Origin of the sequence: Woronichinia naegeliana WA131 (assembly GCA_025370055.1) — a bacterium.
In the GTDB taxonomy this organism is placed as follows: domain Bacteria; phylum Cyanobacteriota; class Cyanobacteriia; order Cyanobacteriales; family Microcystaceae; genus Woronichinia; species Woronichinia naegeliana.
This window is the reverse complement of the sequence record CP073041.1, coordinates 6,547,731-6,571,712: the sequence shown is the minus strand read 5'-3', so window position 1 is coordinate 6,571,712 and position 23,982 is coordinate 6,547,731. Positions and strand designations below refer to the sequence as shown.

Below are 23,982 nucleotides of genomic sequence, written 5' to 3'. Positions count from 1 at the left end.
AAAAAGTTGTAGAGTCGTTTTTCTTGTGAAAAATGGTGTTAATTTTCCTCTCTTTTGTGAGGAGTGATTTGTGTTGACCTTTTTAGACAGAAAGGAACAATAGATTAAACAAAATCTGTATTTTGATTTGTTTCCATAAGGATAAGTTATCTATGCTTTTTCAGTCCATACTTCCCTAACCCACATTTCTTTCGTTTTTTGACTTTTTCAGCAAGCCCTAATTACATCTGTATAAATGCTTTTAGCATTCTCTAGCCATTCTGTGAATTTTAAACGTCCTTCCTCCTTGTCCTTTACTTTTTCATATATCTCTCGAAATGATTCTTTATACTCATAGGCTTTTCGTAAACGATTTGATTGCTTTAACACCAATTCTAGTTTTTGTAATTCCTCCTCTGTCAGGTCTTTTTTATTTTTTAATAATAGCCACTTTTCTCCCTTAATTTTTAGAGTAAAACTTGTCTGTTTACGGATTTTATTTAATTCTTCATTCACCGCTTTCATTACATGAAATCTATCCGTCACAATTACCGCATTAGGAAACACTTTTTCTATTACTTTTGGAAATCCTCCCCACATATCCACACTCACTTCCTCGACAGCTTCTCTTACCTCTAATGGTTTCTCCATCAGGGCTTCAATTATTTCATCTTTTTGATGACTATCAGGCACTGGTATCGTCTAGCTAGAAGCTATAAACGTTGCAATACAAGAGGTTCAACAAATCAGGCGAATTTGGAGTAAGTCCTCCCAAGTTAACCCTTTTTGAATTATACCGAGAGCTACCGCAGGAACTTTTTTCGTCGTAAAATGGCTGCGAACAAAGTTATGAACCATCCAGAAAATATCTAGCACTCGCTGTAATCCCACAACAGATTTAGCATAAGTATTTGTTCGACGACGAAAGGCGGCTAAATAGCGTCGTAGAGAACTATTAAATGCCTCAACGTGGTTGGCATGAACATCCTTGTCTTCTGGTTTTTCTGTTGTCTCAGGATGTTCAGTTTTCGGAGTTTCTACTTTCTCTAGTTTACCCTCAGAATCTCGACGTTTACTACTCTTATTTTTTAATCTTACCACCATACCCTTCGGTAATACTTTGGTGGGACGACCTCGCTTCCCAGTCCTTAATACTTCGTGACAAATATTAAATAGCAGTTGACTATATCGCTTTTCTCCATCTGTAAATAACTGGAGAGATTCTGCACTCCTTTCAAATAATTCCGCTACCGTCATCATTGCTTCTAGAAATAATTTCTGCTCTTTTTTACCACATTTTAAATGCCAAATAAAGCGGCTAGCCCTGTCCATGAGCACGATTGTCCACCCCTCAGAGGCACTTGCTTCTTTATTTTTTCCAACTTTTGTGTATAGTTCATCCCCTTCTATTACTAATTTAACAAATTCATTCACTAAGGCGTATAAAAATAATGTCTCTTGTAATCCTGATAATTTCTTTTCCCAATTCAATATTGTTGTTTTTGCGTAGCCGAATACTCGGGCTGCTGCATTTAATCCTATTCCTTCCATTCTGGCTTTTAATACTTTTACAATTTCACTTAATGGGGTTTCTAAGCCAGCGATTACGCTACCATAAGTCTCAGCAAAACAAGAACCACATTCTTGACAGATGAACATTTTACGTTCCCCGTTACCTTTCGTTTGGTAATGAGAATGTATTTTTACTTTTTCACTATAGCAATGAGGGCAGTTTTTCTGAAATAAGGCTTCCTCTTTCTCTTGAGGTAAGCCAATATCACTTAGGAGGTCAATTGAGCTTTTATTCAATGTTGACATTGCTTTCCGTTTTCCCTTTCTTTAATATAATGACAATAATAATAGTATAACAAAAACGGGAATATGTCCAGTCGTAAGTTATTTTCTATTTTCTCAAACTCTTACACCATAACTTTTTCTAGCTTTGATCACACGATACCAGTACCGACTATCAATTACTTCTATTAATTCGGGTTTGCCGAATAAAGGCAGAACCTTTATCAGATAAGCTTTTCAGCCATTTTGAACACGATTAGGTGCAAGCTTATGGCATTTGAAGGCGTAAAATCCATGCACTTTGCTAGAAAATTGTGGGTTAAAATCGGAAACTGATTTCTGAAGTCACCATTTTTCGCGCCCTGTGGCATCTAGGTTCGATTTGCAGACTTATTCAGCAAGCCCTAATTCTCCTTTTTCTAGGTCTCCTACCACTGTTACAAAATTCTTATGACCTTTTCGTTTCGATATTTCATCTATTCCTACTTTTTTTATCCCTTGCCAATCTTTTTTTTCTTTTCACATTGACGTTGATAAATTCCATGAACTTTATCCCAAGATAGGGCTTCTTCTCGGCTTACTTGTTCCACACTGCTCACATTTACTCGATTATACACATATTCTTCATACCGCACTGTATATTTTCTACGTGCTTCCATAAATTCTAGGTTTTCTGTAAAAAACCTTTGACATTTTTTACAATAAAACTTACGACGAGGGACTTGTAGGTACACCGTTTGACCAGAAATGGGCAAATCCCTTATGAGTAGATTGTTGGTCTGATGTAATTCATCGGTTAATCTTCCACAGTAATTAGGGCTTGCTGAAAAAAGCTGAAACCTTTACGGAGAAAAATAGTAGGCGAATTAAGAACCGCTAGAATGCACGAAAATAGGGTAGAATGCCTCAAAACCATTGCATTAAGAAGAGAGAAAGCAGATGTACCGAAAGCAACAGTACTCAATTGAAACACCAGAAAACTTGAAAAATCTGTTCGGCGGGCAGTTAGACGAAGAAAATCGTTGGATAGAAATGTCAAAAATGATTCTTTGGGAAGAATATGAGGAAGAATATGCAAAAAACTTCACAGAAAAAAAAGGAGCCCCAGCCAAATCATTTAGAATGGCATTAGGAGCATTAATTATCAAAGAAATTTCAGGAAAAAGTGACAGAGAAACAGTAGAACAAATAAAAGAGAACCCTTATTTACAGTACTTTATAGGAATGGAAAGCTATAGTAGCAAAGAAGCATTTAATGCGTCAATGATGGTTCATTTTCGTAAAAAAATAGGAATGGAATTAATAAATAAAATTAATAAAGAAATAGAAAAAAAAGCGACGGGTGTAGCGTCAGAAAAAAAAGAAAATGAAGGAAAGTTATTGTTAGATGCGACTTGTACACCAGCAGATATAAAATATCCAACGGATATAGGAATATTGAATGATGCCAGAGAAAAAACAGAAAAAATAATAGATAAGCTGTATGAAGAAATAAAAGAGAAAAGGAAAGAAAAGCCGAGGACTTATAGGGAAGTGGCAAGAAAAGAGTACTTAGCCATAGCAAAAAAACGTCGTGTGTCAAAAAAAGAAAGAAGAAAAGGAACAAAAAAACAACTAGGATATATAAAAAGAAACTTGTCTGATATAGAAAAAATGATAGAAGAGGGAGCAAAGTTAGAAAAACTAACGAAAAAAGAGCAAGAAGAGCTTGTAACGATAGGAAAAGTGTATGAGCAACAGTTAGAAATGTATGAAAAAAAGACAAATAAAGTAGAAAACAGAATTGTGAGTGTAAGCCAACCTCACGTGCGTCCAATAGTGCGTGGAAAAGCGGGAAAAGCAGTAGAGTTTGGAGCTAAAATATCGGCAAGTAATGTGAATGGCTTTGTCTTCTTAGACAAATTAAGTTGGGATAATTACAACGAATCGGGAGATTTACAAGCGCGAATAGAAGAATATAAAAGGGAAACAGGATGTTATCCGGAATCGGTTCATGTGGATAAAATCTATCGAACAAAAGCGAATCGAGCTTATTGTAAAGAAAGGGATATAAGAATGAGTGGTCCCCGATTGGGAAGACCGCCGAAAGAGGTGAGCAAAGAAAAAAAGAAAGAGGCACGCTCAGATGAAAGAGTGCGTAATGCCATTGAGGGTAAATTCGGACAGGGAAAGAGGAAATTTAGTCTTGGTCGAGTGATGGCCAAACTACCTGAGACCTCGGAAACGGTAATTGCGATGAACTTTTTGGTAATGAATCTTTCTACTCTACTTCAGAAGACAAAAAGTAAAAAGTTGTAGAGTCGTTTTTCTTGTGAAAAATGGTGTTAATTTTCCTCTCTTTTGTGAGGAGTGATTTGTGTTGACCTTTTTAGACAGAAAGGAACAATAGATTAAACAAAATCTGTATTTTGATTTGTTTCCATAAGGATAAGTTATCTATGCTTTTTCAGTCCATACTTCCCTAACCCACATTTCTTTCGTTTTTTGACTTTTTCAGCAAGCCCTACTTAAACAGGTCTCGATCCGCATCAAAGAGACATGGCAAAAGGCTAGAGTTCTTTCAACAGGAGGCTAATAAACTTATTAAGCACCTTTACGGTCTCCTTGTAATACTTGGATTGTTCCCCAACCGACAAAATCTTCATCCCAAGAACCCGATCTCGAAGCTGATGTAGCAGATCACGATCAAGTTGCTTAATACCTGAAAACATATCTAGTTGTTGAGGATTTCCATGATTAGAGAAAGAAGTCTTACCCTCCATGTCCGATAGCTGAAGTCGCAATACTGCCATCTCGTCTTTCAGTTTCTCGTTTTCTTTTTCCAAACTCTCATGTAATACATGGTTTAATGCAAAATGTTCAATCAAATCTGCCCTTGTAATACGCTGTTTGTCGGCTATATTTCCTAGCATTTCCCATGTTGAATCTGTCGCCCGAATGCTTCTGACAGGACGAAGCTCATTAGACTTTTGAATAAATTTACCGTTGTCACCACGAATGCGGGTCATACCGAGTAATACATGAAAGTCAGAGGATTGATTACCGAAAGGATAGCACTATCCATGTATTACTTGATTATTTATTATTTTTCATCTTCAAGATAGAACCGTCCTCGTCTAGCTTGCTCTAAGCGATACCTTGCAAAACTTATTTTTTCAGTAAAGTCAATTGGATTTGGAACATGGTTCGGAGGCAAAACTTGCTTGGCGGCCATTTTTATGGCGTTTATGGGGTGCATCCCGTTTTCTATGTTGTTTGCTGCTGTCTGACAAATCGCAGCATAATCAGCCAAATCAGTAATAGGAAAATAATCACGAAGTAATTCATTTTCACTAACAGGCTTACCTAAAGAAGACTCCAGCCTTTGCCTCATGTCAGAAGCCTTCTCTCCTGTAAGAACAAGATTGACTTCGTTGTGGACTCGTCCAAAGAATATCCCTGTTTCTTTAGAACGTGGGTTGTATTGGTTGGATGCCTCTAAAAACGACTTTACCTGATCTGTCAGTGCTGTCCTGCTAGAATTTTTCAATTTATCACGCATAGCAATCCTGTCTATATCTGCTTCCATCTGAGCAGGAGTATAGCCAGAACCCAACCAAGAATGAATCCAGTCTTCTACGAACAAAGAAAAATCATCGTTGACCCACATCGTAAAACGAACAGCAAGACGGGGATGTATCCATGTCCCCTGATATTTGCCACCTTGCTTTACCTCTATTAATTCCGTTACAGGAATTCCTGTAACGAGAGAAAGCTTATTGATGGCGGACTGTGCCATTTTTGTTTGTAGCCAATTGGACGTATCTTTTCTCTCTCCCGTTATCTCCAGATGTGCCTTACATATCTGGGTTGCATTGACATATCCATCTGTTTCTCGCTGATATATGGCAATTCCCTCAATTTTGCGCTCTATAGTCTTAATTCTAGTGTTCATACTCTAAATTCCTTTGATTAACTGGTCTTTATAAGCTTCAGAGATAATTCTTTCCGTTAATTTATCTGGCTTAATCTCATAACCCAAAAATAGTAGATCACTGAGAAATATACAGGACTTGCCATTCTTTGTGAAAACTGACACCCCTGACAAATCAATGATTTTTGTCTCTGTAACACAATCATAGTCGCTTGCGTCTAATCGCCTAGCGAACTCCAAAATATCATTAGCGAGTGAATCGGGAACCCTGATAACTCTTGTTTTCCCGTGATTCCACTTAAACTTTCCTCCTGCGCCAACACGCTTACCACCTCTAGGCATTTTCTTTCTCCTATATTGACTATGTTACACCATCATTATCATAAGTAATGGAAAATGTCATGTAATACATGGTAAAGTATAGCAAAAATTATCCATGAAATACATGGATAAAGCCAGTGTTATACTCTGAACGGGTTAGAACTTAACTTTTTCAAAATGGCTAAAAGCCTTATTAGCAATGGATTTTAGTCCTTTTTTATAAGTCCATTTTTTAGCCGTTTAGAGTATAGAAAGAGTCATGTTTTAGTGGTGTTAGGTGGTGTCGTCATATCCCTTTTCGGGAATCTTACAGACAATCCCTATCGCGGTCGCCGTAACCATGACATATTTTTTGATTTTCCTATTCCATCGAAAATAGAGAGACGGGCCTTCAGTCTCTTCCGTTGATTCCTCATCATGGCCAATTAAATCCTCTGGCTCCTCTTCTAATTCTCTGAAATAGTCCCGAAGAACACCGCCAACCCCGACTGCTCTTGTACCATGTACCTGTTTAACATACTCCAAAAACCAATCACAATCAGCCACAAGGTCACTTTCCTTGCACTGGTACTTTAAGATTTCCGCAATCAACCCCACTGGTGAACTTTCAGCCTGAACAGCTTTTACGTCCAGAATTGGAGAATAATCAACTCGAAGGCATTGTTTCCATAAAGCGATCCAATCAGTCTTGGATAGATAATCTTCCTTGTAATAGCTATCCTTCAACAGGATTAGACAATGGAGATGAGGATGTGCTGATTGCCCATCGCGTCCCCTTGTAATCTCAACCGACTTTATCCAACCTATCCCAGGGAATGCCTTCAACTGGGTTAACCGTCTAAAAGACTGATTAAGATGATGCAATGTCTCTCTTAAATCGGTCAACTCACAATTTTTCATGGTCAACGTCAGAAAAATCCAACGCCCATCAGGATAATCAGTAACTACCTTTGGTAGATTCTCGTAGGCTTTTGCCTTCCAACGGAGCGATCGTCTCCACTGACAGATCGGACAATGGCGAACCCGACAGAATTTAGCAGAAGCCAACTTTAACCTCTGTTGACCTGTCTTATTATCGGGAACCAGTTTGAATTCTAGTAATTGAGAGCAAAGGGAAACCCTCTCGGCGTGAGAATCCATTCCCCCTTGCTTGTAATAATTAGAGATGATGTCGGCATTTTTCCGATGCTTATCCCAAGGCTTATCTTTTTCAGAGAGGGATTCTAAGAATGTATATCCATCTTGATGAATAAAAGATACAATGGGAACATTAGATTTTTGACCGATATTGAGTTGGTCAGGCACAAAAACTCCGAGTATTTGGTTGGCGTAAGATACCTTCTAGGATACTGGAGTTTTTTGCTATTTGAGATTAATTATTTTGAAGTGCAGGGGATACGGGCAAAACCTCGATCAACGTTATCCCTTAATGATTTTTAATGATTTGATTCAAGATGGTCACGAGAAACAGGACTGTGAGGTAGCGGCGGCAAAACGTTGGCTCCACAGACATCGAGAATTCTTTGACCCGTTTAGCGTTACTATGATTGGGGGATGACCTCTATAGTCGTCAACCGATGTGCGAAGAGGCTCTTCAAAACCACTTTCACTATCTCTTTGTCGGTTTGCCTGAATCTCACCCCACTCTCTATGAGTTTTTGGACTATGCCGAGAAGATTGGGGAAGTTTACTCTTTCCATGAGCGTCGTCGTCATGGTCGCGATTGGCATGACTATCATTATCGTTGGACTTATCACTTGCCCCTAAGAGATGGTTCCGCCGCCCTCAATACTCATTGGTTCGAGGTTACCGTTACTCGCCGTTCTGATGGTCAGGTTCTCTTTCACAACGATTGGATTACCGACCTTTTTCCCCAAGCCGATAACATTGTTGAGTTAGTCAGTGTCGCTCGCTCTCGTTGGAAAACCGAAAATGAGAACCATAATACTCTTAAGACTCAGGGCTACCATCTAGAACACAATTTTGGACATGGTGACCACCATCTTGCTACCTTTTTGCTCACCTTAAATTTACTGGCTTTCTTGTTTCACACCGTTTTACAGCTTTTAGATGAGTCCTACCAACGTATCCGACTACTTTTAGGGACTCGAAGATGCTTTTTTTCCCATTTACGTACTCTTACTACCTATTTTGTCTTTGATAGCTGGCAACACCTTCTTGATTTTATGCTTGAGCCATTTGACTCTCTGCCCGCCACTAATTCCTCCTGATTTTTCAAATTTAGAATTGCTGGATTGGTATTGCTCTTTTGCTCCGTTCAGTAGTTTGGCTTCTCTGACTATCATTCCCCTAGTTTATCACAAAAGATTGCAGATAAAACATTGAGTTGCTCTGGAAGTTGCCCTAGAAGGGCGAGGCTTTTACCCATTTTTCTGGTAATATTGAAGTCACCTAAGGCCGCATCAGACCTTTATGACCCAACCTATCCGCGATTCGCAGACAGTACAAACCCTAGCCCTATTGACCTGTTACGGTTTTGATCTCAAGGACTCAACGCCACTCACTCTCATTGAGCAATGGTTAGCCCAGTATTCTGTGCAATGGATTCGTTTAGCAGTGGTAGAAGCCCTGTATCTAGGGCGTTATAAGGCCGTTTCTATTGATCATTTGCTTCAGTCTTGGACAAAAAGGGGTTATCCGCATTTCCACTTTAACCACGACTTTGAACGGCTGATTTCCCATAAGTTACCCAAAATTCTTCTTCAGCCCCTTCCCAGTATTCGAGACGTATCACGCTCCCGCTCTGTTCGATGGGAATTGCCTCCCCCTCCTCATTTACTAGAGCCGATTCTGCGCAAACATCCACCGGCGATCGCGCCTCAAACTGCAATGACTCCTCTACTTGGCGATCGCGATTCAGAAAGGGTGCCTGACTTTCAGGAGATTACCGATATCGAGATGATACTGCCTCAATGGAAAGCTCATCAGGATTGTCTTACCTCAGAAGACCGTGTACAAAGTGTAAAAACGGTGATTGCAGAAGCGACTTTGCCAGATACCGAAATCGTTCTAACTGTCCAAGCAGAGAATTTTGTTAATACACGACCAGAGAGTAAACGTGACTCAACCTTTTTAGATCGCACCATTCATCAATTTAGTCCTCAGCCGGATCGCTCTAATTGGTTTAGCAAACTCAAGACAGTTCTGGAACAAGAGAGAGCAGCAAGCGCAGGCTAGGGGTTAACTGGAAACCAAGGCTTCTGGACTTCGATGACGGGGGATTTCGTAGGTTAAAAAGTCGTATGCCAATCGCGTTTGAGGAAAAATAGCTTTGGCTTCCGCTAGTAAATGCTCTAATTGTAGAGGGTTGCCTGGTGCATAACGGGGGCTAAAATGGGTCATGAATAATAGCTGTTTGACCTGGGCTAGGAGGGCAACTTGAGCAGCCATCGTGGAAGTGGAATGGAGTCGATCAAAGGCCATTTCTGCATCCTGATGGGCAAAGGTAGTTTCATGGATTAACACATCTACCTCTTGGGCTAAGGCGATCGCCCCTTCACAAAAGACAGTATCAGTACAATAGGCTAATTTGCGACCTGGCTCCGTTGGTTCACAAAGTTCCGAGCCACGAATGCGCTTACCGTTGGACAGAGTGATTGTTTCTCCCCGTTTCAATTGGCCATACATAGGGCCAGAGGGAATACCCAGAGCTTTGGCTTTTTCAACTTGAAAGCGGCCGGGACGATCTTTTTCTTCGATGCGATAACCATAGGCTGGAATACGATGTTTGAGCAGGCCACAGGAAACTTTGAATTCCTCGTCTTCATAAATGAGGCCATCTTCTTGAATGGTGTTAACCCGAATACGATTGGCGAGATGGGTGTGGGAATATTTACTACAGGCTTTGAGATAATCTGCCAGTCCAGGGGGGCCATATAAATCGATCGCCTGTCCAACTCCTGCTAAACCACAACTGGCCAATAAGCCCATTAGGCCGAAGATATGATCTCCGTGTAAATGGGTAATAAAAATACGGGTTAACTGGGAAATTCTGACTTCACTACGGAGCAGTTGGTGTTGTGTCCCTTCACCACAATCGAATAGCCATACTTCGGCTCGTTGCGGTAATCGGAGGGCGATACTCGATACATTCCGTGATCGTGTTGGTACTCCAGAGCTAGTTCCTAAAAAGGTAATTTCCACAGATTATTGAATAAGAAAATAGAGCGCGATCACTAATGTAACCTAAGTTGCTATTCATCGTTTCAAGACGGTTGCTGATACATTTATGCGACAGAAAGCGGTATATTACCGCATTTTGCAACAATAGCATCACCCTCGTTACTGAGAGTGAAGGTCGTACCCGACAAAGCCTTGAGCATAATACCCAAAGCACCATTCCAATCGCGTGGAATAACGTGGTCACAAACGGGACATCGAAAAACCTTAGAACCACCTAGTTTTGTGTGGATATGTCCGCATTTCGTACAAGTTTTGCTGGTAAATTCTTCTGTCACGTCAAACACCTGACAGCCACTTAACTCAGCTTTATTTTTAAGGACTTGTTTGAACCGATAATGCGCCCATGTCAACATTTGTCGGGCAGTTTTACTTCTGATTTTTCGCTTGGAACGATTGGTCATTTCTGACGTTTCAAACTTTGGCAGCAAGATAGCTGGATAGTTTTTTGTCAAGTAACTTGCTGTTTTTTTATGGCAGTCATCAATCAAGTTACGAATTTTGCCCCGTAATCGAGACGCTGCCTTTTTCATTTTTTGTCGTTCTTTAGCTACTTTTGATAGGCTAATTCGACTCATCAAGTCATCAAGATACTTACATAGCCTGTTGATTCGTCCCATGTCTGATGAACCGACTTCTAGGAAGTTTTGCCCATCAAATCCTGTCAGAAAAGTTCTTACTCCTAAGTCAAGAGCAATAATGCGATTTTCCGGCTGGGGTGTCGTTTTTGTTTCTTGTAGGAAAACACCGAACCAATCACCCGACTTGTCCTTAATTAGGGCTTGCTGAAAAAGTCAAAAAACGAAAGAAATGTGGGTTAGGGAAGTATGGACTGAAAAAGCATAGATAACTTATCCTTATGGAAACAAATCAAAATACAGATTTTGTTTAATCTATTGTTCCTTTCTGTCTAAAAAGGTCAACACAAATCACTCCTCACAAAAGAGAGGAAAATTAACACCATTTTTCACAAGAAAAACGACTCTACAACTTTTTACTTTTTGTTTTCTTTTTTGTCTTCTGAAGTAGAGTAGAAAGATTCATTACCAAAAAGTTCATCGCAATTACCGTTTCCGAGGTCTCAGGTAGTTTGGCCATCACTCGACCAAGACTAAATTTCCTCTTTCCCTGTCCGAATTTACCCTCAATGGCATTACGCACTCTTTCATCTGAGCGTGCCTCTTTCTTTTTTTCTTTGCTCACCTCTTTCGGCGGTCTTCCCAATCGGGGACCACTCATTCTTATATCCCTTTCTTTACAATAAGCTCGATTCGCTTTTGTTCGATAGATTTTATCCACATGAACCGATTCCGGATAACATCCTGTTTCCCTTTTATATTCTTCTATTCGCGCTTGTAAATCTCCCGATTCGTTGTAATTATCCCAACTTAATTTGTCTAAGAAGACAAAGCCATTCACATTACTTGCCGATATTTTAGCTCCAAACTCTACTGCTTTTCCCGCTTTTCCACGCACTATTGGACGCACGTGAGGTTGGCTTACACTCACAATTCTGTTTTCTACTTTATTTGTCTTTTTTCATACATTTCTAACTGTTGCTCATACACTTTTCCTATCGTTACAAGCTCTTCTTGCTCTTTTTTCGTTAGTTTTTCTAACTTTGCTCCCTCTTCTATCATTTTTTCTATATCAGACAAGTTTCTTTTTATATATCCTAGTTGTTTTTTTGTTCCTTTTCTTCTTTCTTTTTTTGACACACGACGTTTTTTTGCTATGGCTAAGTACTCTTTTCTTGCCACTTCCCTATAAGTCCTCGGCTTTTCTTTCCTTTTCTCTTTTATTTCTTCATACAGCTTATCTATTATTTTTTCTGTTTTTTCTCTGGCATCATTCAATATTCCTATATCCGTTGGATATTTTATATCTGCTGGTGTACAAGTCGCATCTAACAATAACTTTCCTTCATTTTCTTTTTTTTCTGACGCTACACCCGTCGCTTTTTTTTCTATTTCTTTATTAATTTTTTTTATTTATTAATCTGGACAGTGGGAAGTTCTCGAGGCGTGTAAGTGGAGAAAAGAAAATCGGACATCCGATACAAAAGAGTGCCGTTATGTCCGAAACTGGCTGATATAAGAAAATCGATAGCCAGTGCTATCTATCAATTATGCAACTATGTCAGCGACTAGAGCAAATCCTCAATAATCTCCGTCCAGCCTTTAGCCGAGAAGCAACGTTCCAATGGTTTATCCTGTTAGTCTGGGGAGTAGTGCTCAACAGCCAACCCAGCGCAATAACTAGCTATGTCAATGCCATTGGCTGAACAGAGAGCTACTACAATCAGGCTCTACATTGGTTTGATTCCAAGGCGTTTAGCGTCGAAGGACTAACTTTACAATGGTCAAAGTGGCTAAGTCAGCATGAAAGTCTATACAGAATTAAAGGGAAACGGGTGTATGTGGGTGATGGCATCAAAGTGGGGAAAGAAGGACGCAAGATGCCAGGTGTAAAACGACTACACCAAGAATCGGAAGATGTGTCCAAGCCAGAGTGGATAAGGGGTCATTACTTCAATGCCTTGAGTATTTTGGTGGGAGTAGGGAAAGCCTGCTTTGCCTTGCCCTTAGTGTTGCGGCTAGACGATGGCATCAAGTCCAAAGCAACCGAGAAGGGGGAGGGAAAAGGCAAAAAAAAGGTGAAGACGAGCCTGGTGACAAAAATGGCTGACCTTTGTGTTACTTACGCAGAGGCAGGGAGTTATGTAATTTTGGATGCTTATTTTGCTTGCGAACCAGTGCTCAAAAGTTTTCGCCAGAACGCCTTGCATCTAATCACAAGAGTGCGTTGCTCCACCGTCGCCTATGCCCCCTTTTGTTCCGTGCCGACGCTGACGGGGAGAGGACGACCACGGATTTGGGGGAGTTCGATAAAACTAGAAAAGCTGTTCGCTCTGGCGGCGGACTTTCCGACAGCTAAAGTCTGGCTCTATGGTCAACAAGTCACGGTTTCTTATCAGTGCTTTGAGTTCCACTGGGATAGTCCCCATCAGCTCGTCAAGTTTGTTCTGACCCAATTGCCTAACGGACGACGACTGATTCTGCTTTCTACTGATCTCTGTTTGACTGGACCTGAGATTATTGCCGCTTACGGTCTCCGATTTAAGATTGAAGTCACTTTTCGTCAATTAGTCCATCTTTTGGGCAGCTTTGCCTATCGTTTTTGGCTTAAGAGTCTTCCTACTTTACCTACCTGGCCCAGCAATCTTATCCTCAGTGACTATCCACAAGCTGTTCAGACTCAGATTTTAAACAAGGTAGAAGCCTTTGAGCGTTTTGTTAACCTTAATGCCATTGCTTTAGGGCTACTTCAAATTCTCGCCTTAGAGTTACCCCAGGGGATTTGGGCTAATTTTCCTCGATGGTTTCGGACATTACCATCCCATGGCTACCCTAGTGAACGGATTGCTCAACTAGCCCTTCAACATGGGTACATCCCGGATAAAGTAGTACATAGAATCTGGGGTAAAATGGAAAAAAACTGATGAGCGAAAAAAGTATGTTACCGATTCCCCCAGAAGAAAAAGCACTGTTAAAACAGCATCTCACCGAATCAGCCCGTATCTTGCGCAAATATACGGAACCAGAGAAACAGAAGGACTTTGGAAGCATCGAAGTAGAAGTCAGAACCCAGATGTTAGAAATTGTGGGGCCAACAATGGGGGAGTTTTTTTTTCAGAAGGGGGAAAAAAACGGTCTGGAAACAAGCGAAAAATCAAAACCCTAGTCGGAGAAGTGGAAATAAGCCAAAAACAAGCCAGAAAACTAAAGGTGTCGCCAAAAATCGTCTTAAGTCCAGGTTTAGAGAAATGCTGTCTAAGAGCCAGTGCGAAAACATCCTACCAACAAGCAGAAGAAGATATAGAGGAGTTGATGGGGATAAAAGTAGGACATAGCAGTTTACATCGCTTGGTAGAACGGACAGAACTGCCCTTAGCTCAAGCTCAGTCAGAGAGTGCGGGGGTCAGTATAGATGGGGGAAAGATTTGTCTGCGGGGCGAGGAGAAGGAAGGGGGACAGTGGCGAGATTATAAACTGGTGAGTCTTCATGGCAATGTCTGTGAAGCCTTTTTCCAAGACCCAGAGGGCTTAAAGAATTGGAGCAATGTTCAACCTTTGTCCCCAATAGTGACCTTTTTGGGAGATGGTCATCCCGGAATCTGGAATGCGGTAGAGAGTTTCGCCACTCAATCGTGGCTGATACGACGAGAGGTGTTGGATTGGTATCATCTCAAGGAGAATCTGTTCAAAGTGGGTGGCTCTCTCAAACGGCTAGAAGCAGTGGAGCATTTACTGTGGCGGGGTTTTGTGAACAAGGCAATAGATGCGTTTGATGGAGTCAAAAGCAAGAGGGCAAAGAATTTTCAAGCCTATTTGACGAAGCATTATCAGCGTATCCCTGATTACCAATACTATCAACAGCTTGGTATTGTGATTGGTTCTGGTGATGTGGAGTCTAAGATTAAACAGGTGGGAGCTAGGGTTAAATTGTCGGGAGCACGTTGGCATCTTCATAATGTTTCTCGTATTCTTCGGCTACGATGTGCTTATCTCAATCACTCTCCTCTTTTGAGTGTCAATGTATTATCTTAAGTCTCCTCTTTTGAGTGTCAATGTATTATCTTAAGTGGGATGCACCCCTTCAACATCAAGCCCAAATGATTTTTCCTCAAAGTCCACCCAGTCTGCTTTTGCCTAAATTCCTTACCGCTAAACTTGCCTCTTCCCCAAGCCCTGATATGCTTACTTTCGTCGCATAGTCATTACCTTATCTGGCATCCATAAACTTCCCACTGTCCAGTTATTAATTCCATTCCTATTTTTTTACGAAAATGAACCATCATTGACGCATTAAATGCTTCTTTGCTACTATAGCTTTCCATTCCTATAAAGTACTGTAAATAAGGGTTCTCTTTTATTTGTTCTACTGTTTCTCTGTCACTTTTTCCTGAAATTTCTTTGATAATTAATGCTCCTAATGCCATTCTAAATGATTTGGCTGGGGCTCCTTTTTTTTCTGTGAAGTTTTTTGCATATTCTTCCTCATATTCTTCCCAAAGAATCATTTTTGACATTTCTATCCAACGATTTTCTTCGTCTAACTGCCCGCCGAACAGATTTTTCAAGTTTTCTGGTGTTTCAATTGAGTACTGTTGCTTTCGGTACATCTGCTTTCTCTCTTCTTAATGCAATGGTTTTGAGGCATTCTACCCTATTTTCGTGCATTCTAGCGGTTCTTAATTCGCCTACTATTTTTCTCCGTAAAGGTTTCAGCTTTTTTCAGCAAGCCCTAATTAGTTGAGTTGCATAAAGACTAACATCAGGAATTGCTTCTGAAGAAATAAAACCAAGCCCCTTTGTTAGCAATGTATACCATGTTCCTTTACTGAAATTGCAATTGTTAAACTTGATTGTTTGTCTAGGAGCCTTACAACTTCTAAACTTACAATCCCGACTGGCAGTATAGGGTTGGTGAGCATCAAAAATGGCATTCTGCCTGATATGGCAAGGGGTGTCTTTTACCCATTCAGGAAGATTGGATTGCATGATGATATTCCTTAATTTACCTTTGCCAATCCTGCCATTTTTCTTTTGGTAGTCAATAGCTTGATTAAAGCAATAACGACAAGCCGCCATCCATTTATTCCACTGTTTCTTCAACTCCAGACTGGGATAAACCTTTATCTTTCTTGCTCTGAATTTTATACTTTCCGAGTCCGTATAATCGGCTGGAGAAACAATCGAGAATGGCGAGGATGTCTTCAACCATCTTCCTTCATTTCATACGCTATTCCTAAACAAGGATACATTTTCAATATCTCTTCTAACTCTTCTCTTTTTTCTTCTTTTAACTCTTCTTTATTTTTCCATAATAGGTATGTTAAACCCTTTTTATGGATATTCATTTTCTTTCTCAATTTATTCAATTCTTCATTTATATTTTTCATTACATGAAATCTATCATAGACGATTTTAGCATTTACAAATAACTCCTTTATTGCTGACGTAAATCCCTCCCACATATCCACACTTACTTCCTTTACATTCTCTCTAACCCTTGCTGGCTGCACCTTTAGGGCTTCTATTATCTCTTCTTTTTTGTGTCCTTTTATTACTTCTAACAATTCCTTTTTATTTATATCTATCACTGTTGTAATAAAGTCTTTTTTTCCTTTTCTATTACTAAATTCGTCTAAACTTATCTTTTCTGGTAATTCCCATTCCTTCTTTTCTGCCTGCTTTGCATACTCTTCAAATATTGATTCCAATGTTCCCCAACTTATTTCTTCTTCTTGCCTTACCTCTTCTACATTTTTCTTTTTTACTTGCTCATAAATCTTTTCTTCATAACGAATTGTATAATGTTTTCTTCGCCGCATAAAGTCCAGTCTTTCTGTTATGTATTTCTGACATTTTTCACAATGGAACTGGCAGCGGGGCACTTCCAGATATACTTTCTTTCCCAATAGGGATAAATCCCGAACCAAATTATATTCTATTTGATTTATATCTTCCAATTCTTTATGACAATTTGGACATTCCATTACTTCGTTTTTCATTTTTAATTTTAAGAACAAAGCACCATCTATTTCTCGATGGTTTACGACTGTTACCTTTGGCAAACCTAGTAGCTCATCCAAGTTTATCCACATACTCCACCTCCTACTGTGGTATTACTATTATACACTTTCCACACAGTTGGGGGAAGAGCCGCAAAAGTTTTTTAACGGTTGATATGAAAAATACATTTAATTTAGAAAATTCGCCTCGACTGTCAAAAACGGTGAACAACTCATCGAAAATCAAGCCAAAATAATCTCTTAAAGTAGAAGAACAAAAAATTGGCACACTCAATCCGCTCAGCTTGTCTCCAAAAGCTGAACTTAAAGAATAAATTATCTTGAATAAATTATTCTGTTTTCATCTCCACCTTAGTTTTTAACTCCTTTGTTTCTAATTCGTAGTTACAAATACCTGCTATTAAATTTGCTCTTAAACCGAACCTACGATGTCTATTTCTATAGGTTGAAGATGATATTCTGAAAATTTTTAATCGTCGATTAACGTGTTCTACTACTACTCGAAGACGGTTTAACAACCGATTATATTGCTTTTCCTCTTTACTTAATTTTTTACCCTTTTTTCTCTTAATCGGTGTTTCACTTCATTTATGAATTTTGGCAATTCCTTGATATCCCTTGTCCGCTATCATTTTTATCAAATCTCCTACTCTTACTCCACTATTTTGGAATAGCTTGAAGTCATGCACTCTCCCTTTACCACGGGAGCATCTCACTTATGCCATAAGTATTAATACTTATGGGGCAGAAAAATAAGACTTTGAACTTTATCGAACTTTATCAAAAAAAGAAATGAGAGTATAATAGTCGAGACCCACTTTCCAAAATCTATCCCAATTGAGGAACAATCTCATGTTATCAGTGTTATCAGAAAATGAAAAAAGGATTCAAGAGTTATGTCAAGAGTTGGGAGAATGTCTCTATCAACAATCTCAAGTTAAAACATTTAATAATTTGGGCGAAATAGAGGAGACTGTCAGAGACTTAATGATTCAGTATGTCAACCCAGAAATAGGTATTTTTTTGTCAAAACAAGTACCGAGGAAACCACAGGTCGGATACGAACAGTAAAAAGTATTTTGGGGGAATTGCCCATTACAGAAAAACAAGCGAAGAAATTAGAACTAAAGCCTCGAACTCAGATGAGTCCAATGTTAGAGAAGAACTGTTTGCTACTGAGTGGCGATGAGTCTTATGAAAAAGCAGCTAAGAAAATCCAATCATTGACGGGAATTGCTGTTTCTCACAGTACGCAACAACGCCTTGTACATCGCTATCATTTTGAAGAATTACCCTCTAACACAGAAGTCGAAGAAATTAGCATAGATGGTGGGAAGGTACGACTCAGAACTCCCAAGGGAGAACCCTTAATTTGGCGTGATTATAAAGGAGTCAGTTTTCATCAATTGGGGGTAGCTGCCTTTTTTCAAGATAACTCGGCTTTATTAGATTTGGTTAATTCTCAAATTTTGGCTAAGCCTTTAATTTGTTTGGGAGATGGACATGATGGTATCTGGAACTTATTTCGTGAGATAGGACAGAAACATGAGCGAATTGAAATTTTGGACTGGTATCACTTAATTGAAAACCTCTATAAAGTTGGGGGGTCATTCCAGCGAATTGAGGAGGTCAAGTCTTTTCTTTGGACGGGTGAAGTGGATGCCGCTATCTCCTGTTTTGAGGGATGGTCAGAGCCTCAAGCTGAGAATTTTATCATTTATTTAAACAAGCATAAACATCGGATTGTCAATTATGGTTATTTGCAGGCAGAGGGCATTTCTATTGGCTCTGGCTCTGTCGAATCTCAAGTTAAACAAATTGGTCATCGTCTTAAAATTACTGGTGCGAGTTGGAATTCTGACAATGTACCACAAGTCCTTCGTCATCGCTGTTCCTATTTAAATGATTACCTTTTTTGACTCTTTCATTTACCTCGTTAAGTATTTCTACTTATTGCAAAGGTGAGATGCTCCCTGTCAAAAATGATTCCCTGGGAAGAATATGAGGAAGAATATGCAAAAAACTTCACAGAAAAAAAAGGAGCCCCAGCCAAATCATTTAGAATGGCATTAGGAGCATTAATTATCAAAGAAATTTCAGGAAAAAATGACAGAGAAACAGTAGAACAAATAAAAGAGAACCCTTATTTACAGTACTTTATAGGAATGGAAAGCTATAGTAGCAAAGAAGCATTTAATGCGTCAATGATGGTTCATTTTCGTAAAAAAATAGGAATGGAATTAATAAATAAAATTAATAAAGAAATAGAAAAAAAAGCGACGGGTGTAGCGTCAGAAAAAAAGAAAATGAAGGAAAGTTATTGTTAGATGCGACTTGTACACCAGCAGATATAAAATATCCAACGGATATAGGAATATTGAATGATGCCAGAGAAAAAACAGAAAAAATAATAGATAAGCGATATGAAGAAATAAAAGAGAAAAGGAAAGAAAAGCCGAGGACTTATAGGGAAGTGGCAAGAAAAGAGTACTTAGCCATAGCAAAAAAACGTCGTGTGTCAAAAAAAGAAAAAAGAAAAGGGATTAAAAAACAGCTACAATATATTTAAAAGAAACTTATTGTATGTAAAAAAATGTTAGATGAGGGAGCAAAATTGGAAAAACTAACAAAAAAGGAGAAGGAAATGATTATAACCATAGAAAAGGTGTATGAACAACAACTAGAAATGTATGGGAATAAGACGAATACAGTAGAAAATAGAATTGTGAGTGTAACGCAACCTCATATCCGTCCAATAGTGCGTGGAAAAGCGGGAAAAGCAGTAGAGTTTGGAGCTAAAATATCGGCAAGTAATGTGAATGGCTTTGTCTTCTTAGACAAATTAAGTTGGGATAATTACAACGAATCGGGAGATTTACAAGCGCGAATAGAAGAATATAAAAGGGAAACAGGATGTTATCCGGAATCGGTTCATGTGGATAAAATCTATCGAACAAAAGCGAATCGAGCTTATTGTAAAGAAAGGGATATAAGAATGAGTGGTCCCCGATTGGGAAGACCGCCGAAAGAGGTGAGCAAAGAAAAAAAGAAAGAGGCACGCTCAGATGAAAGAGTGCGTAATGCCATTGAGGGTAAATTCGGACAGGGAAAGAGGAAATTTAGTCTTGGTCGAGTGATGGCCAAACTACCTGAGACCTCGGAAACGGTAATTGCGATGAACTTTTTGGTAATGAATCTTTCTACTCTACTTCAGAAGACAAAAAGTAAAAAGTTGTAGAGTCGTTTTTCTTGTGAAAAATGGTGTTAATTTTCCTCTCTTTTGTGAGGAGTGATTTGTGTTGACCTTTTTAGACAGAAAGGAACAATAGATCCCACATTCCGCAAACGCTACAGATAGCGCATAAATACAAATAGATGCTCTTTCTATATGGCGTTAATTTGTTTTAATACACCATGAATAGAGTAGTTTAAATTAATTACTCTATGGGTGGCGGCAACCTGCGGAATGTCGGATAGATTAAACAAAATCTGTATTTTGATTTGTTTCTATAAGGATAAGTTATCTATGCTTTTTCAGTCCATACTTCCCTAACCCACATTTCTTTCGTTTTTTGACTTTTTCAGCAAGCCCTACCTATATTTATCTTTTTATCGGTTGCCTAATAATAGTATCTTAACTTACGCCTTAGACTACTAGATGTTCTCGTTCTTTTGCTTCCAACTTTAACTCTTTGGGGGCTAATCGGGGCATGACTTTTTCTCCTATATACCTATATTTATCTTTTTATCGGTTGCCTAATAATAGTATCTTAACTTACGCCTTAGACTACTAGTTTTTTATCTGTTAGAATTCTAGCGAGAACGGGAAAAGTGGTAATTGACATCGCCGCTCCCACAAACAAGGCAAAAGCAACAAAGGAAACCTGGGAAAGATTATTAATTTTATATAAAATTGTGAACGCTAAAATAACTCCTAAAGGGTGTGACCTTTAGTTGATGAAGGAAAAGAAAAGTGTTAACATGAGATGAAAAGTGACAAAGAGGAAACAATGATGACAGCAAAACTAATTAATGTAGAGGGTTCAAAGATAAAAATAGAACTAACATTAGAACTCAGTCGTTCAATGTTGGATACAGAAATAAATATTCAAAAAGGCTTAAACGAAGTAGGTTGCATCGCCAGCAAAGAAGCCTTGAAATATTTAGATACAGATGGTTCACCCTTAAAAATCGGTGAAGAAATCTGGAAGAGTAAGGGAGAGCAACCGAAAGAATATCAAACACCTTATGGTGAGGTTATAGTGAATCGTCATGTATATCAGCGTTCACCTTTGAGGAAAAACGTATTGCCCCTTAGAAAGAGAAGCAAGGATAATCATAACATCAACGCCATTATTGGCAAAACAGGTATCCTCAAAAATGTCAGGGATGGCAGGCAAAGAGGTGAAAAATGATTTATTAGAAAATCATGGTAGAAAAGTAGCGCTATCCTATATCCAAAGATTGAGTGAAGCAGTAGGAAGTGTGGTACAGGCAAAAGAAGAAGCGTGGAGTTATGCCCCGCCCAAGGAGGATAGCCAAATTGCAACAGTGGGAATAGGATTAGATGGAACCTGTATGCTGATGTGTGAGGATGGCTACCGTGAAGCAATGGTGGGAACCGTTTCCCTATACGATAGTGAAGGCGAACGTCAACCTACAATCTATCTAGGTGCGGCACCAGAGTATGGAAAAAAGAGTTTTCTAGAAAGATTAGAAAGAGAAATTGAGCGAGCGAAAAACCGTTATCCAGAGGCAACATTGGTCGGGATAGCAGACGGGGCAGAATCAAATTGGAAGTTTTTAGAAAAGCAAACGGAAGAACAGATATTAGATTTCTATCATGCCTCTGGTTACTTAGGTGCCTTGGCAGAAGCGTTGCATCCGAATACCGTGTCAAAACAAAAAGAATGGTTGACTGAAAATTGTCGAGAACTCAAGCATGAAAAAGGAAAAGCAGGAGAACTGCTAAATCTGATGAAAGAAGTCAAAGAAGAAAAAAGTCATTCTAAGAATCTTACCGAGAAACTACAAGCGGCGATTACTTATTACGAGAATCATCAGCATCAAATGGATTATGCTGAATACTTAGAGAAAAAGTATCCGATTGGTTCAGGTGTTACGGAAGCAGCTTGTAAGACGTTGGTCAAACAACGATTATGTTGTTCAGGGATGCGATGGAAGGAAAAAGGAGCAGGAATTATTTTGAGCCTACGAGCTTTGGTATTGACCAAGGAACGATGGAGTCAATTTTGGGCAAAACTTGATCAATATGGGTTCCCTGTAGAACCCTGATTACAACAGCTTTTATCAACTAAAGGTCGCACCCCTCCTAAAATAAAAGGTAGTAAAATACTAATATTAGAGGTTAGAACAGCTATTTTTAATTTATGGCGTAGATATTTAGGGCTTGCTGAATAAGGATGAAATCCTTGCTAGACAATACTTTCAGGCATTTTACAAACGATCAGATGCAAGGTTATGGCATTTGGAGGCTCAAAATCCATGCACTTTGCTGGAAAAATGTGAGGTAAAACTGGAAACTGATCTCTGAAGTCACCATTTTTCGCGCCCTGTGGCATCTAGGTTCGTTTTGTGGACTTTTTCAGCAAGCCCTATTTAGGATTTAACTCTAAGCCTACCAAAAACATGAAGAAAATCAGACCAATTTTTGGCGTTGCTTAATCAGGGTATGAAATAGAATTTTGCATACATCTAGAAACCAGTGTGAGTCAATGTTTTAAAAATTGCATCTTTAGAGATTCATACCTCAAGTCAGCAACGCCCAATTTTTGACAATAAATAAAGAAAAGGAGTTGTTGTAGGGGGTGCGACCTTTAGTTGATAAAAGCTGTTGTAATCAGGGTTCTACAGGGAACCCATATTGATCAAGTTTTGCCCAAAATTGACTCCATCGTTCCTTGGTCAATACCAAAGCTCGTAGGCTCAAAATAATTCCTGCTCCTTTTTCCTTCCATCGCATTCCTGAACAACATAATCGTTGTTTGACCAACGTCTTACAAGCTGCTTCCGTAACACCTGAACCAATCGGATACTTTTTCTCTAAGTATTCAGCATAATCCATTTGATGCTGATGATTCTCGTAATAAGTAATCGCCGCTTGTAGTTTCTCGGTAAGATTCTTAGAATGACTTTTTTCTTCTTTGACTTCTTTCATCAGATTTAGCAGTTCTCCTGCTTTTCCTTTTTCATGCTTGAGTTCTCGACAATTTTCAGTCAACCATTCTTTTTGTTTTGACACGGTATTCGGATGCAACGCTTCTGCCAAGGCACCTAAGTAACCAGAGGCATGATAGAAATCTAATATCTGTTCTTCCGTTTGCTTTTCTAAAAACTTCCAATTTGATTCTGCCCCGTCTGCTATCCCGACCAATGTTGCCTCTGGATAACGGTTTTTCGCTCGCTCAATTTCTCTTTCCAATCTTTCTAGAAAACTCTTTTTTCCATACTCTGGTGCCGCACCTAGATAGATTGTATGTTGACGTTCTCCCTCACTATCGTATAGGGAAACGGTTCCCACCATTGCTTCACGGTAGCCATCCTCACACATCAGCATACAGGTTCCATCTAATCCTATTCCCACTGTTGCAATTTGGCTATCCTCCTTGGGCGGGGCATAACTCCACGCTTCTTCTTTTGCCTGTACCACACTTCCTACTGCTTCACTCAATCTTTGGATATAGGATAGCGCTACTTTTCTACCATGATTTTCTAATAAATCATTTTTCACCTCTTTGCCTGCCATCCCTGACATTTTTGAGGATACCTGTTTTGCCAATAATGGCGTTGATGTTATGATTATCCTTGCTTCTCTTTCTAAGGGGCAATACGTTTTTCCTCAAAGGTGAACGCTGATATACATGACGATTCACTATAACCTCACCATAAGGTGTTTGATATTCTTTCGGTTGCTCTCCCTTACTCTTCCAGATTTCTTCACCGATTTTTAAGGGTGAACCATCTGTATCTAAATATTTCAAGGCTTCTTTGCTGGCGATGCAACCTACTTCGTTTAAGCCTTTTTGAATATTTATTTCTGTATCCAACATTGAACGACTGAGTTCTAATGTTAGTTCTATTTTTATCTTTGAACCCTCTACATTAATTAGTTTTGCTGTCATCATTGTTTCCTCTTTGTCACTTTTCATCCCATGTT

Annotated in this window: 17 protein-coding genes and 8 pseudogenes; 10 read left to right on the top strand and 15 right to left on the bottom strand. The window is 39.2% G+C overall.

The window, feature by feature from the left end:
- Window positions 1–207: 207 nt before the first annotated feature.
- The 3 genes from KA717_33400 to KA717_33390 all read right to left on the bottom strand — a co-directional run bounded on the left by KA717_33400 (window position 208) and on the right by KA717_33390 (window position 2,432).
- Window positions 208–672, bottom strand: a complete 465-nt coding sequence (locus KA717_33400) for a transposase (GenBank protein UXE60398.1) — start codon at window positions 670–672, stop codon at window positions 208–210.
- Between the two features lie 45 nt (window positions 673–717).
- Window positions 718–1,797, bottom strand: a complete 1,080-nt coding sequence (locus KA717_33395) for an IS1 family transposase (protein UXE60397.1) — start codon at window positions 1,795–1,797, stop codon at window positions 718–720.
- A 467-nt stretch (window positions 1,798–2,264) separates the two neighbouring features.
- The gene (locus tag KA717_33390; GenBank protein ID UXE60396.1) at window positions 2,265–2,432 is read right to left on the bottom strand and encodes a transposase family protein; all 168 of its coding nucleotides are present in this window, start codon (window positions 2,430–2,432) and stop codon (window positions 2,265–2,267) included.
- Between the two features lie 280 nt (window positions 2,433–2,712).
- Between KA717_33390 and KA717_33385 the strand changes: the two are divergent.
- Window positions 2,713–4,050: pseudogene (locus KA717_33385) on the top strand (IS5 family transposase).
- 272 nt (window positions 4,051–4,322) lie between these two features.
- Here the strand turns inward: KA717_33385 and KA717_33380 are convergent.
- The 4 genes from KA717_33380 to KA717_33365 all read right to left on the bottom strand — a co-directional run bounded on the left by KA717_33380 (window position 4,323) and on the right by KA717_33365 (window position 7,312).
- Window positions 4,323–4,781 carry a hypothetical protein gene (locus tag KA717_33380; protein ID UXE60395.1) on the bottom strand — a complete coding sequence of 153 codons (459 nt, stop codon included), beginning with the start codon at window positions 4,779–4,781 and terminating at the stop codon, window positions 4,323–4,325.
- 74 nt (window positions 4,782–4,855) lie between these two features.
- On the bottom strand, window positions 4,856–5,707 hold the full coding sequence (locus KA717_33375) for a KilA-N domain-containing protein (GenBank protein ID UXE60394.1): 852 nt from the start codon (window positions 5,705–5,707) through the stop codon (window positions 4,856–4,858).
- A 3-nt stretch (window positions 5,708–5,710) separates the two neighbouring features.
- The gene (locus KA717_33370; GenBank protein ID UXE60393.1) at window positions 5,711–6,028 is read right to left on the bottom strand and encodes a hypothetical protein; all 318 of its coding nucleotides are present in this window, start codon (window positions 6,026–6,028) and stop codon (window positions 5,711–5,713) included.
- Between the two features lie 252 nt (window positions 6,029–6,280).
- Window positions 6,281–7,312, bottom strand: coding sequence for a protein rep (locus KA717_33365; protein UXE60392.1), 1,032 nt, complete (start codon window positions 7,310–7,312; stop codon window positions 6,281–6,283).
- Between the two features lie 242 nt (window positions 7,313–7,554).
- On the opposite strand from KA717_33365, the gene KA717_33360 reads away from it, so the two are divergent.
- Both KA717_33360 and KA717_33355 read left to right on the top strand, forming a co-directional pair.
- A complete protein-coding gene (locus tag KA717_33360) occupies window positions 7,555–8,238 on the top strand; it encodes a hypothetical protein (protein ID UXE60391.1) in 684 nt (227 codons plus the stop codon).
- A gap of 202 nt (window positions 8,239–8,440) precedes the next feature.
- A complete protein-coding gene (locus KA717_33355) occupies window positions 8,441–9,205 on the top strand; it encodes a hypothetical protein (protein ID UXE60390.1) in 765 nt (254 codons plus the stop codon).
- Between the two features lie 3 nt (window positions 9,206–9,208).
- On the opposite strand, the gene KA717_33350 is transcribed toward KA717_33355, so the two are convergent.
- The 3 genes and pseudogenes from KA717_33350 to KA717_33340 form a co-directional block, all read right to left on the bottom strand.
- Window positions 9,209–10,171 carry a ribonuclease Z gene (locus KA717_33350; GenBank protein UXE60389.1) on the bottom strand — a complete coding sequence of 321 codons (963 nt, stop codon included), beginning with the start codon at window positions 10,169–10,171 and terminating at the stop codon, window positions 9,209–9,211.
- Window positions 10,172–10,254: 83 nt separating this feature from the next.
- Window positions 10,255–10,983 carry a transposase gene (locus tag KA717_33345; protein UXE64855.1) on the bottom strand — a complete coding sequence of 243 codons (729 nt, stop codon included), beginning with the start codon at window positions 10,981–10,983 and terminating at the stop codon, window positions 10,255–10,257.
- A gap of 241 nt (window positions 10,984–11,224) precedes the next feature.
- A pseudogene (locus KA717_33340) lies at window positions 11,225–12,195 on the bottom strand (IS5 family transposase).
- Window positions 12,196–12,335: 140 nt separating this feature from the next.
- On the opposite strand from KA717_33340, the gene KA717_33335 reads away from it, so the two are divergent.
- From KA717_33335 to KA717_33320, 4 genes are all read left to right on the top strand, one after another.
- Window positions 12,336–12,491 carry a hypothetical protein gene (locus KA717_33335; protein ID UXE60388.1) on the top strand — a complete coding sequence of 52 codons (156 nt, stop codon included), beginning with the start codon at window positions 12,336–12,338 and terminating at the stop codon, window positions 12,489–12,491.
- A 129-nt stretch (window positions 12,492–12,620) separates the two neighbouring features.
- Window positions 12,621–13,709 carry a transposase gene (locus KA717_33330; protein UXE60387.1) on the top strand — a complete coding sequence of 363 codons (1,089 nt, stop codon included), beginning with the start codon at window positions 12,621–12,623 and terminating at the stop codon, window positions 13,707–13,709.
- Window positions 13,709–13,951 (top strand): hypothetical protein, encoded by a 243-nt coding sequence (locus tag KA717_33325; protein ID UXE60386.1) that lies wholly within the window; start codon window positions 13,709–13,711, stop codon window positions 13,949–13,951. Before KA717_33330 ends, KA717_33325 begins: the two co-directional genes overlap by 1 nt.
- Window positions 13,939–14,817, top strand: a complete 879-nt coding sequence (locus tag KA717_33320) for an ISKra4 family transposase (GenBank protein UXE64854.1) — start codon at window positions 13,939–13,941, stop codon at window positions 14,815–14,817. Before KA717_33325 ends, KA717_33320 begins: the two co-directional genes overlap by 13 nt.
- A 209-nt stretch (window positions 14,818–15,026) precedes the next feature.
- Here KA717_33320 and KA717_33315 read toward each other — a convergent pair.
- The 4 genes and pseudogenes from KA717_33315 to KA717_33300 form a co-directional block, all read right to left on the bottom strand.
- A pseudogene (locus tag KA717_33315) lies at window positions 15,027–15,392 on the bottom strand (transposase).
- Window positions 15,393–15,504: 112 nt separating this feature from the next.
- Complete coding sequence (locus tag KA717_33310) at window positions 15,505–15,861, bottom strand: hypothetical protein (protein ID UXE60385.1); 357 nt, start codon at window positions 15,859–15,861, stop codon at window positions 15,505–15,507.
- Window positions 15,862–15,992: 131 nt separating this feature from the next.
- Window positions 15,993–16,877, bottom strand: a pseudogene (locus KA717_33305) (ISL3 family transposase).
- A 257-nt stretch (window positions 16,878–17,134) separates the two neighbouring features.
- Window positions 17,135–17,506 (bottom strand): annotated as a pseudogene (locus KA717_33300) (transposase).
- A gap of 160 nt (window positions 17,507–17,666) precedes the next feature.
- On the opposite strand from KA717_33300, the gene KA717_33295 reads away from it, so the two are divergent.
- The 3 genes and pseudogenes from KA717_33295 (at window position 17,667) to KA717_33285 (ending at window position 22,100) form a co-directional block, all read left to right on the top strand.
- Window positions 17,667–18,724, top strand: a protein-coding gene (locus KA717_33295) for an ISKra4 family transposase (protein UXE64853.1) whose coding sequence is annotated in 2 segments (ribosomal slippage) — window positions 17,667–17,823 and window positions 17,823–18,724 — 1,059 coding nt in all. Because the reading frame shifts where the segments join, the coding sequence is not laid out codon by codon here.
- Between the two features lie 54 nt (window positions 18,725–18,778).
- Window positions 18,779–20,022, top strand: a pseudogene (locus KA717_33290) (IS5 family transposase).
- Window positions 20,023–20,818: 796 nt separating this feature from the next.
- Window positions 20,819–22,100: pseudogene (locus KA717_33285) on the top strand (ISKra4 family transposase).
- 565 nt (window positions 22,101–22,665) lie between these two features.
- Here KA717_33285 and KA717_33280 read toward each other — a convergent pair.
- A pseudogene (locus tag KA717_33280) lies at window positions 22,666–23,947 on the bottom strand (ISKra4 family transposase).
- Between the last annotated feature and the right edge of the window lie 35 nt (window positions 23,948–23,982).